At 42.9% G+C, this 8,623-nt stretch carries 6 protein-coding genes; 4 read left to right on the top strand and 2 right to left on the bottom strand.

The genetic code is table 11. The annotated features are described in order from the left end of the window. Positions 1 to 115 precede the first annotated feature (115 nt). A complete protein-coding gene (locus tag AB6F11_RS21055) occupies positions 116 to 604 on the bottom strand; it encodes a hypothetical protein (protein WP_102393108.1) in 489 nt (162 codons plus the stop codon). Between the two features lie 302 nt (positions 605 to 906). On the opposite strand from AB6F11_RS21055, the gene AB6F11_RS21050 reads away from it, so the two are divergent. Together AB6F11_RS21050 and AB6F11_RS21045 are read left to right on the top strand one after the other, a co-directional pair. After that, complete coding sequence (locus AB6F11_RS21050) at positions 907 to 2,169, top strand: amidohydrolase family protein (protein ID WP_102393105.1); 1,263 nt, start codon at positions 907 to 909, stop codon at positions 2,167 to 2,169. A gap of 159 nt (positions 2,170 to 2,328) precedes the next feature. Continuing rightward, positions 2,329 to 3,579 carry an alpha/beta fold hydrolase gene (locus AB6F11_RS21045; protein ID WP_102393106.1) on the top strand — a complete coding sequence of 417 codons (1,251 nt, stop codon included), beginning with the start codon at positions 2,329 to 2,331 and terminating at the stop codon, positions 3,577 to 3,579. A 774-nt stretch (positions 3,580 to 4,353) separates the two neighbouring features. On the opposite strand, the gene AB6F11_RS21040 is transcribed toward AB6F11_RS21045, so the two are convergent. Beyond that, positions 4,354 to 5,196 (bottom strand): hypothetical protein, encoded by an 843-nt coding sequence (locus tag AB6F11_RS21040; RefSeq protein WP_017062424.1) that lies wholly within the window; start codon positions 5,194 to 5,196, stop codon positions 4,354 to 4,356. 282 nt (positions 5,197 to 5,478) lie between these two features. Between AB6F11_RS21040 and AB6F11_RS21035 the strand changes: the two genes are divergently transcribed. Beyond that, positions 5,479 to 7,032, top strand: a complete 1,554-nt coding sequence (locus AB6F11_RS21035) for an amidohydrolase family protein (RefSeq protein ID WP_102393107.1) — start codon at positions 5,479 to 5,481, stop codon at positions 7,030 to 7,032. A gap of 346 nt (positions 7,033 to 7,378) precedes the next feature. Further along, the gene (locus AB6F11_RS21030) at positions 7,379 to 8,542 is read left to right on the top strand and encodes a dipeptidase (RefSeq protein ID WP_017029485.1); all 1,164 of its coding nucleotides are present in this window, start codon (positions 7,379 to 7,381) and stop codon (positions 8,540 to 8,542) included. Positions 8,543 to 8,623: the final 81 nt, after the last annotated feature.

Here is an 8,623-nt window from a genome sequence, read left to right as displayed (position 1 = left end):
CTGAGCCCGTAGAGGACTTTCACCTCCTAGATCAACGCCATGCTCGGCGCACAACGAAAACGAGCCAGCTTATTCAACTGGCTCGTCTGTTATTCACATCTGTATTTTAGTTCTGTTACGCGTTGGTCTCTTTAAGCGCTTTCACATGTGAATCTTGTTTGTCATCCAGAGCAAAGTAGATCTTCGATACAATCACTTCAGCAACCAGAATCGTAAATACCACAGCGAAGAAAGCAACCACGCCGCCCCAAGGTCCTGTAAAACTCACCTTATCTCCGAACAGAAGGTTAATCGCTTCTAGCATCACGAATTTTGAGCCCACCAAGATAATGTAAGTGGTGATTGCTCGGTAAACCTTAGGTGCAGTACCCGGCTTGCTTTTAAAGTGCTCAGCAATCTTATGTTCTAAGCCAATAGAAAGCTTCAATAGTAGCTGAAGCAACAATGCCGCTATCAAAGAGATAGTGAAAGACTCGATATTCACAAAGTCCCAGTACTCATCAAAGAAGTTAAGAACCACTAGGTCCACCAGCACAGCTAACGTGTAACCTACGAATAGACGTTGTGGTGTATTGAATCCGTAAACTTTGTCTGAATTAGTCATGTTGTCTCTCTTTAATTTGATAAGTAGCCTCGATTTGAAATACATCTTAGCGTTCGAATCAGAACAAAACTTACCATTTGGTGACATCATCCCCTTTCCATTCAAAATTGTTAATCTTTATTGGTTGATCATTTTCTGTACCAATAATTCTCTTTCCTCTATACAGCAAAACTCAAAAATATAGAAAAGTGCGAAAAGATAAGTCTCGTCACTGCTTGTCACCAAATGGCAATTTTAAAAATACTGCACCGCCTATGATGGCTCCATCAGCGACACACACTCATTTCCAAAAGGTGCAGACTATGAAAAAGCTAATCACTAACGCGAACGTATTTAACGGTGTTGATAACAACCTAATCGAGAACGTATCTATTCTTATTGAAGACAACTTGATCACTCAAATTGGTGAGGTTGACGCTACGTTAGCCGATGAAATTATTGATGCTCAAGGTGGCACAGTAATGCCTGGCTTGATTGATGCCCACGTTCATATCACGCTATCTGCGCCTTTCAATGTGATTGATACTATGACACGTGAAGAAGTAGCGATTCGCTCAGCAAAGATTTCAGAAGAGATGCTGATGCGCGGCTTTACCACCATTCGTGACGTAGCAGGTAACACGCTTGGTCTTAAGAAAAGTATCGATAACGGCTACGCAACTGGCCCACGAATTCTCCCTTCAATGGCGGCAATTTCACAAACCAGCGGTCACTCAGATTACCGCCAAAACCAAGCACAAGAGCGTTTGGCTAATGGGCACGAAGACTCGCCAATGATGAAGCTTGGCGCAATGAAAGTGGCAGATGGCCGTTCAGAAGTATTGAAAGTGGTACGTGAACAACTGTTTATGGGCGCGTCACAAATCAAGATCATGGCTGGTGGCGGTGCATCATCAACTTTTGACCCGCTAGACACATTGCAATTTACGTCTGACGAGATGAAAGCTGCGGTACAAGCCGCTTCAGATTACGGTACTTATGTTGCTGCGCACATTCACACTTCCGATGCAATGCGCCGAGCGGCAGAAGCGGGCGTGATGTCTTTCGAACATGCGACCATCATGGACGACGATATTGCAGAGATCATTAAAGAGAAAGGCATTTGGGTGATTCCTTCTTACTTTACCTCTTCATTGATTGCAGAGCGTAAGATCCCGTTACCAAACGAAGAGACATACCGCAAGACAGAACGCGTAGGCAAAGCCATGTTCAAATCAGCAGAACTGATTAAGAAATACGATATTCAGAACATTGCTTTTGGTACTGACTGTGTGGGTGAAACCAACGTGCATGCGACACAATTGAATGAACTGGGTGCGATTGAGCAAGTATTCGATACCATCACGGCACTTCGCATGGCGACATCAAACTGTGGGCGTTTATTCGAGATGTCGACTTACCAACACCCTTACCAGCAAGGCAAGCTAGGCCAAATCGTTGCAGGCGCGTATGCCGACCTACTGATCATCGACGGTAACCCACTAGAAGGCGTGGCATGTGTTGCTAACACCGATACACAGAAACTGATCATGAAAGACGGCAAAGTGTATAAAAACACGCTTTAGCGTTCAATACTCACTCACTGAGTACCTAAAACTCAAAGGCAGGCAAGCGAACTTTTTCGTCGCTTGCCTGCCTTTTTGTTAAGCGTTGTTTTATTGCTACTATTAAGCACAGACTATTGATTCAATGATGGAACGAGTTTATTTAAGGATGAAATTAGAATGAAGCTATTACTTACTGCACGCCTAATCAGCACAGTGCTATTACTCAGTTCACTGCTGTCAGGGTGCGGTAACTTTAGAAACCTATCTAATGAGATAGAAGCTATCGACTCCATTACCAATCAATACATGATTACCTTGAATCAACCAGCCTCCGGTTCTGCCGTGGTGATTGAACAAATCAAAGACATCAACAAAAGCGAGGTTGATGGCTACGATGGCATCATCGACAGTGACAGTATTCACTTACATGTATCAAATAACATCCACTATCTACTTATCTTTGAAGATAAGAATCAAGATCTTACCCTACAAGCCGATGAAGCTTTCAGTGTAATCAACCTACGTGATCACCAAGACAGACCAACAATAGAAGTCTCACTAACGGTTAATGAGAGTGAAGCCCCAAGAGCGTTTGTTGATCGTTCACTATCTTCACTGTTAAAAATCGAATTGGATTTGATCGACATAGGCACAGTCGTGAGCTTGGAAGCTCCACCTTTTGACAGAAAAAATGGCAAACTCGGCATGTGGCAGCCGCTGACCTTTTTGCTCGAAGATAACGCTGGGCTCTACTTTCTGTCAGAGTTCGACCCAAACAAAATCCCGATCTTGTTTGTGCATGGCATCAACGCCACTGCGTTAAATTTTGCCCCACTGATTGAAAAAGTCGACCAATCTAAATATCAGATCTGGGTCTTTAACTATCCTTCAGGCTTGTCTCTGGCTTTGAACTCCAAAGGCCTGAATAACCTCATGCACACGGTGTTAACGGAATACAAAATCCAACAATTACATGTTGTGGCACATAGTATGGGCGGGCTTGTCGCCACCAACAGTCTTCGCCAGTGCCGTATTGGGCAGCTATGCGATTTTGTAAGCAGCGTAGCCACCATATCTTCGCCGTTTGGTGGTGTCGAGTCTGCTAAACAAGGGGTCGAGTACTCTCCCGTAGTAATGCCGGCATGGGTTGATTTAAATCCAGACGGGAAATTTATCGCTGACTTATTAATTGACAGCAGTAAGATTCATATTCCCCACTTTTTAGCCTTTGGTTATAACTCGGGCGACCTATTTAATACCAACAGCAACGATGGTGTGATCAATTTATCAAGCCAATTGTCGCGCCCAGCCCAACTCCACGCGTCACAAATCCTCGGCTACAACGAAACCCATTTGAGCATCTTAGATAACGATGACCTTTTTGAAGACCTGTCCGAGTTTTGGTTAAGAGCTGAAGAAGCACATTGATTTATGATTCGGTGCACTAGGCGGCGTAGGTAAATCAGATATTAAAATTGGAACGCTTAGGCATTCCAATCTTTTGGGTGAAGCGTAATGTTTTTCTGAATTGAGAGCATTGATATCCTGTGCGTTCGGGCTGATTTCGAACACCCACCCCCTCTAACTCCCCCTCCAATTAAGTTTATCCCCCCTCTAGATTGACGACCGAGGGGGAGAACCTTCTTTAGCGCTGAATGTGTAACTGCACATGTAACGATCTGTATTCAGTTCCTCCCCTTTCTACGAACCACAATGGATTGTAGATACTGATTAAGGGGAGGCTAGGAGGGGATTTTTAGTAGGACTAACACGGATTTGCCCAGAACCTTCTTAAGGCTCAGAGATTCTGTGCGGAAAGGGATTAAAGTGAGTAACCGTGTATCGGGGGTCTTAGCCTGCATGGCTATTGCAGCACCGTTGGAAATACCTAACTGATGCCGTTGAAGAAGCTATTATACTTATGTTGAAATAGACTGAATTACTAGCTGGCGGTTGTAAGCAGGTTAAGTATGTTAGGATAAAGTATAGTTGCCTTAGCCTAAAAATTTATGCAGTAACTTATGAATTTGACACTTGGTTAAAAGTATTACCATAAGTATTACCGCTCTCTTTGCGAGTTTTTTTATGGATATATATCAGCATCTTAAATAAATAAGTCGGATTCCTCACTCACCGCCAAATTTAAGACCGCAGCAGTTCGCTGCGGTTTTTTTATGTCTAATTTTATCCTGCGACCTGTTATCACCAAGGAAGAGCAACAACAGGTGTGATGACCAGTCGAAGTTGATGCTCTATCCCAAACGCGTCAGGGCTTTCAATGTAGTTCCAGTATTGAAGACCAAACTTGATGGGTTTGCCACCAATGAGAGTCGTCTTAGCGAACCCAATACCAATAGGGAATGACAATTTATTTCCACTGCTCGCTTCGTGATTATAGCTCCAAGTTGGTTGCGCTTGAATTTGCCATCCATCGTCTAGATTCGCGGTATAGAAGTACTGTCCACCAGTAATACTCGCGTCGGCGTCATTGCTTCCGCCAGCGTTCCATTGATGGGTAATTAACGCCCCGATAACCCCCCAGCTTTGTACGTAGGCTAAGGCAAACTCTGGACCGAGTAAGAATTGATCGTTACCCAGTTCATCGCTTGTTGCGGTGGGCAGTGTACCCACTATCCCCCCCACGACAATCATGCCGCTCTCAAAGGTATGACCAACGGCCACATCAAAGCCGATATCACCGAGACCTGCATCTGAATTTTCAAATCTATCGCCCTTGTAATAGGGTTGGTCAAATATTAAAGGTATATTTGGTCTGATAAATAAGTTGGTTCGCTCTGCAATTGGCACAGGGAGAACAGGTTGAAAGCTCAAGCGATACCCGTTCTGACTGTTCGCTGAATTTAAGTCGCCTTGATAGTTCGTCCAATCCAAGTTAAAGGACATCGAGCCAAGCGTTGTGTTTGGGTTGGCTAGCTCTTTAGCTACCTCCTCTACATCTTGCCCCTCGTCGGCTAACACTACGATGGGAAGAGTGACAGCAAAGAAGAATATCGCGCTTAAACTTCGTAATTTAAGGTTTGGCATTTTTTTTCCCTGACGAAAACGTTGGTACATAAACGTTTAGCTATGAAGGATTATTTTGTCAAAGTTGCCTTTATAGAGAAGGGCAGCTCTGGAGCGGCAAAGTCAATAGCTGTGGGTGAGATGAGCGTAAAAGTGATTGTTTTTGAGTCACTTTCTCTTGTCACGTTAGATTTGTCTTATCAATGAGCAAAGATGAGGATCAGGTAGATAGCGTGAAATTATTGGTCTAAGATTTTTGACACGTAACACTTATAGTTCATCTCACACACACGGGATAAAATTATGAAACCACTAGAATCATTCATTAAAAAGGCTACGATCGTCGGCTTTGGCCTTATGTCACCACTTGTTATCGCCGCTAATTATGATGTTGTAATTTTGAACGGCAGAGTTATCGACCCTGAAACAAATTTCGATTCTGTTGTTAATGTCGGGATCAAAGATAATAAGATCACAGCAATAACGACCGATAGTATTTCTGGGGATAAAACTATTGACGCTACAGGTAAAGTTGTTGCCCCTGGATTCATCGACGTCCACGCTCATGGTCAAAACATTGGTGACTACAGAATGCAGGCGATGCAAGGCGTTACCACTATGCTGGAACTCGAATCTGGTGTTCTACCTATCAGTGACTGGTATGCAGGACAAGCTGAAAAAGGCTTACCATTAAACTATGGTGCAGCAGCTGGTTGGACTTACGCTCGTATTGCTACATTTAGTGAGACGGAACCCGAAGCGACCGTTGGCTATTTCCAAAAAGCTCAATCACGTAATGATTGGAAGATGGATATAGCAACACCTGAGCAAGAAAGTAAAATCATCAAGCTGATTGAGCAAGGCCTTGATGAAGGTGGCCTAGGTATCGGGATTAACGCTGGCTATGCACCGGGCCATGGTCAAAAAGAATATTATGCATTGGCTGAATTAGCCGCAGAAAGAGACGTAGCAACCTATACTCACGTTCGCTATGCCAGCAATGCCGAGCCACAAAGCTCGTTTGAAGCCGTTAAAGAATTAGTGGGCAATGCCGCTATCACTGGCGCTCATATGCACTTTTGTCATATTAACAGTACTTCATTAAAAGATATCGAAACCATCTTACCTATGGTCAATAAGGCTCAAGAACAAGGAATCAATGTTACTGTGGGCGCTTACCCTTGGGGCGCAGCAAGTACTGTCGTTGGCGCAGCCATGTTTTCTGGTGAAGGCTGGCGGGAACGTATGGGTTCAACCGCTGAAAACTTTCAGCTAGGTAAAGAACGTATGACAGAAGAACAGTTGAAAGACTACCAAGAAAATAAACCTGGTACCTTTATTGTCTGGCACTTCCTAGACGAGCAAAACCCTAAAGATCTTGCTCTATTAGACGCTTCGATTCTAAATCCTAATGTGTTGATTGAATCTGACGAAATGTTCTGGATGCATATGGACGAAGACGGCCACATTGAAAATTATGCAGGTGACGAGTGGCCATTACCAAAAGATCTATTCTCTCATCCTAGATCAAATGGCACCTTTGCTAAAGTACTCAGAGTCTATGTTCGTGAGCGCGGCTTGTTAACGATGACGGAAGCACTACGTAAAATGACACTGATGCCAGCTCAATTAATAGAAGATTTTGTCCCTCAAATGAAAAATAAAGGACGAATCCAAACTAATATGGACGCAGATATCGTGGTATTCGACCCAGAAACTATCGCTGATGTGGGCACCTACCAAGATCCTAACCACCCAGCCGTAGGCGTACATTGGTTATTGGTTAACGGCAAAATCGTTGTCAACAACACACAACTAGATACAGACGTTAAAGCAGGCGAAGCCATTCGACGTTAATTCACCTAATCAATGATAAATCAGACTATAGAAAGCGATACTCAGGTATCGCTTTTTTATCTCACCTCTTCGATAATTTCTTAAAGTGTCACATATAATACTTTTAAATGAATTTTCTAATTGAGGTAACATTTAGATAGATTTGCCAAAAATATTCGACATAAATCACGTTTTTATCATGTCATTGGGCGTAGTTTATTTATAAAAAAGGTGCATAAAAAGGTGCGTACAAAGGGCTTAACACTCCGTTTGATATAAATCCGTACCTATCTTTACTTCCAAACTTCCAAACTTCCAACATATTTATATTTTATAGAAGCTAACACTGTTAAGGAAAATTTCAAATATGGACAACAAATCTGAAATCGAACCAAGTAATGATAAAGCGACAAAGTCAGGTGCACCAAAATTACCAGAATTTGAAATAAAAGATTATTCAAAAATCCCTCAACGAACACACAAATATCCTGCATCTGAACGTGCAAAAAAAATTGTTCGAGATTCTATGGCTATTGACAGCCTTTTTTCCGGTCTTTGGCCCTCTCAATGGTCTTCACCTGAAGCACCAGAATTCCATGATGAAATGGACAAGTGCAAAGCCGCTGGATTCAAGGTACTAGCAGCATGTCCTTCCGCAGACTCGTTAGATGCCTCGGTTGAAGGCATTATGAAAGGCGCTCAGTTCTACCTAAGCAAAATGAAAGAACGCCCAGACGACTATATGATGATCCGCACTACCAAAGATATTGATGAAGCGGTAAAACAAAACAAATTGGGTATTTACTTCACTCACCAAGGTACTCAAATATTTGGTGGTGATGTTGATCGCGTAGGACTATGGCGTGAGATGGGCTATGGTTACTGTTTATTGGCATATAATCAACGTAATGATGTGGGTGATGGCTGCTTCGAAATTGAGAACCGTGGTCTAACTGAATATGGAAAAAAACTTGTCGACGCTTATAACCGATACGGTATGCCTGTTGATGTAAGCCATACTGGCGAACGAACCTCCTTAGATGCGATTGAACGCAGTAGCCAACCTGTCATTTCTTCGCATTCAGGTGCGAAAGCCATTGCCGATTATCAGAGAAGCCTTTCTGACGCTGTGATTAAAGGTGTTGCGGCAACCGGTGGGGTTTGCTCAATAAATATGGTGGCTGCCTTTATGGATACATCTAACCCAGATATATTGACGACTGAACAATTATTTCGACATATTGATTATATGGTCAACTTAGTCGGTATAGACCACGTTGGCTTCGGTTCAGACTATATCCCGAACATCAATTTTACAGCGTCTATTATTCAAACACCAATGGGGCAGAACGTATTCCCTGATGGTGGCTATAGTGCCGCTGTAGGAGCAAAAGGGTTTCCTACCCCAGCACCATATCAAATTGTTGCAGCTCTAATTGATACCATGCTTGAAAATGGATACTCAGAAGAAGACTGCAGCAAGTTCTTAGGTGGCAACATGTACCGAGTATTTGATCAAGTCTGGGTATAAGAAGTTTATTAAATTTACTCAATAATTAGGGCGTGTTGATCTTTCGTGAGTGTTTTTTGAACAGCATGGTAAAGAGTTATA

The organism is Vibrio sp. 10N.247.311.14 (assembly GCF_041467715.1).
GTDB classification, from domain to species: Bacteria; Pseudomonadota; Gammaproteobacteria; order Enterobacterales; family Vibrionaceae; genus Vibrio; species Vibrio crassostreae_C.
The sequence above is the reverse complement of the archived record's forward strand: the minus strand, read 5'-3'. Positions and strand labels throughout refer to the sequence as shown.